3 protein-coding genes and 1 riboswitch are annotated in these 2514 nt (G+C 68.1%); all 3 genes read left to right on the top strand.

What is annotated here, in order from left to right:
- Window positions 1–140 precede the first annotated feature (140 nt).
- A riboswitch (guanidine-I (ykkC/yxkD leader) is annotated at window positions 141–252 on the top strand.
- Between the two features lie 55 nt (window positions 253–307).
- On the top strand, window positions 308–1126 hold the full coding sequence (locus tag VFL64_RS22680; RefSeq protein ID WP_489542655.1) for an ABC transporter permease: 819 nt from the start codon (window positions 308–310) through the stop codon (window positions 1124–1126).
- A gap of 5 nt (window positions 1127–1131) precedes the next feature.
- Window positions 1132–1986: an ABC transporter ATP-binding protein gene (locus VFL64_RS22685; protein WP_489542656.1), complete on the top strand. Its 855-nt coding sequence runs from the start codon at window positions 1132–1134 to the stop codon at window positions 1984–1986.
- Window positions 1987–1998: 12 nt separating this feature from the next.
- The coding region (locus VFL64_RS22690; protein ID WP_489542657.1) for an urea amidolyase associated protein UAAP1 at window positions 1999–2514 on the top strand (516 nt) is incomplete at its 3' end.

The following is a 2514-nucleotide window of genomic DNA, read 5'->3' on the forward strand; positions in this document are numbered from 1 at the left end:
ACAAGGCCTTCCCGAGCAAGCGGCCCTGGATGATCAGCCACTGATGGTGCATGGGCGCCGTCGGGCGCCCCACGGCGGTGCGGAATCGCTGGCATGAAACCCGCATAGCCTGAAATGAGAGGCGGCGCCGCGCAGGCGCTCGCTGTGACCGCTAGGGTTCCGTGCCGCAGCCGTGCTGCGGTGGTCTGGTCCGAGAGCAGTCGGCCGCATGCGTGCGATGTGGCTCCACGGAGGGACAAAAGCCCGGGAGGAAGCGGCACTTGCCGTTGCCCCTCGCGTTTGGTCCCCGCCACCACTGGAGCCCGCCTTGTCCTCACCGCCCTCCCACCCCCGGCGCCCGGCCCTCTGGGCCATTGCCGGCCAGCTGTCGCGACGGCAGTACTGGCTGTTCGCCGCCCTTGGCCTGCTCGTTCCCTTCGCGCTGTGGGCGCTGGTGTCGGCCGCCGAGTGGGTCGACCCGGTCTTCCTGCCCGGCCCGCTGCAGGTGGCCGAGCGGCTGGTGAGCTGGCTGTTCGAAGACGACCTGATCGGCGACGCCAGCATCAGCATCTACCGCGTGCTCGCGGGCTTCGTGCTGTCGGCGGTGCTGGCGCTGCCCATCGGCCTGCTGATCGGCGCCTTCCGCCCGGTGGCGGCCCTGCTGGAGCCGCTCACCGACTTCATCCGCTACATGCCGGCGGTGGCCTTCATCCCGCTGGTGATGCTGTGGTTCGGCATCGAGGAGAGCGCCAAGGTCTCGATCATCTTCATCGGCACCTTCTTCCAGATGATCCTGATGGTGGCCGACAACGTGCGCCTGGTGCCGCGCGCGCAGATCGAAGCCGCGCAGACCATGGGCGCCACGCGCGAGGAAATCATCCGCCTGGTGCTGCTGCAGTCGGCCAAGCCGGCCATCCTCGACACGCTGCGCATCACCATGGGCTGGGCCTGGACCTACCTGGTGGTGGCCGAGCTGGTGGCGGCCAACTCGGGGCTGGGCTACTCGATCCTCAAGGCGCAGCGCTTCCTGAAGACCGACGTGATCTTCGGCGGGATCATCCTCATCGGCCTGATCGGCCTCTTGATGGACCAGGCCTTTCGCTGGCTGCACCGGCGCGCCTTCCCCTACATGCACACGCGGGGGTGAGCGCCATGAGCAAAGTCTCCATTCGCAATCTCGGAAAGGTCTATGCGGGCAGCACCAGCCCCACGCCGGCGCTGCAGGACATCAACCTGAACATCGAGCACAACGAGTTCGTCACGCTCGTCGGCGCCTCGGGCTGCGGCAAGTCGACACTGCTGCGCATCCTCGCGGGCCTCGAATACAACACCTCGGGCGAGGCGCACTGCGACGGCAAGCTGATCACCGGCCCCGCAGCCGAGCGCGCGATGGTGTTCCAGCACTACAGCCTCTACCCATGGCTGAACGTGCTGGACAACATCAAGTTCAGCCGCAAGCTCAAGGCCAATCGGGAATCCATCACCTCGGCCGACGTGGAGGCCGCCTCCGGCCGCGCCGACGCCCTGCTCGGCCTGATCGGCCTGGAGAAGGTGGCGCACGCCTACCCGGCCCAGCTCTCGGGTGGCATGCAGCAGCGCGTGGCGATCGCACGTGCGCTGCTGGGCCGGCCCTCGATGCTGCTGATGGACGAGCCCTTCGGCGCGCTCGACGCGCAATCGCGCGAGGTCATGCACGACATGATCCTGCACATCCACCGCATCGAGAAGACCACCATCGTCTTCGTCACGCACGACGTGGAAGAGGCCATCTACCTGGGCCAGCGCGTGGTGCTGATGGAGCCGCGCCCGGGGCGCATCCACAGCATCTACGAGGTGCCGCTGCCCAAGCAGCGCGACCAGGAGATGAAGCACGGCGCGCCCTTCCGCGAGCTCAAGGCCGAGATCCTTGCGCGCATCCGCGAGAGCTCGGGCATGTCCACCGACCTCGAACTGCTGGACAAGCTCTGCGCGCAAAGCGCGGCCCTCTCGGCCCTCGATCCCACCTGAACGAGACCTCCGATGAACATCACGACCTTCGACACCTTGCCGCCGCTGGCCCGCGCCGCGGTGCCTGCCCACTCCACCGCCTTCTCGCCCGAACTCGTGCTGTGGAACGAGACGCTGCCTGGCGGCGCCCACTGGTCGGGCCTGGTCAGGCGCGGCAACACGCTGCGCCTGACCGACCTGCAGGGGCGCGCCAACGTCTCGGCGCTCTTCTTCAACCACGAAGACCGGACCGAGCGCTACAACATGCCCGACACGCTGAAGGCGCAGCACACGGCGCGCCTCACGCGCGGCCACGTCTGCTACTCCGACATGGGCCGCGTGCTGTGCTCCATCGCCGACGACAGCTGCGGCTGGCACGACACCGTGTGCGGCGTGCTCGATGCCGAGCGCGCGCGCCAGAAGTACGGCGAGGCGCGCTACCAGGAACACCGCAACGCGATGATCCGCAACGGGCGCGACGGCCTGCTGGTCGAGCTGGGCAAGTGGGGCCTGGGCAAGCGCGACCTGGTGGCCAACCTCAACTTCTTC

Source organism: Rhizobacter sp. (genome assembly GCF_035702065.1).
In the GTDB taxonomy this organism is placed as follows: domain Bacteria; phylum Pseudomonadota; class Gammaproteobacteria; order Burkholderiales; family Burkholderiaceae_C; genus Rhizobacter.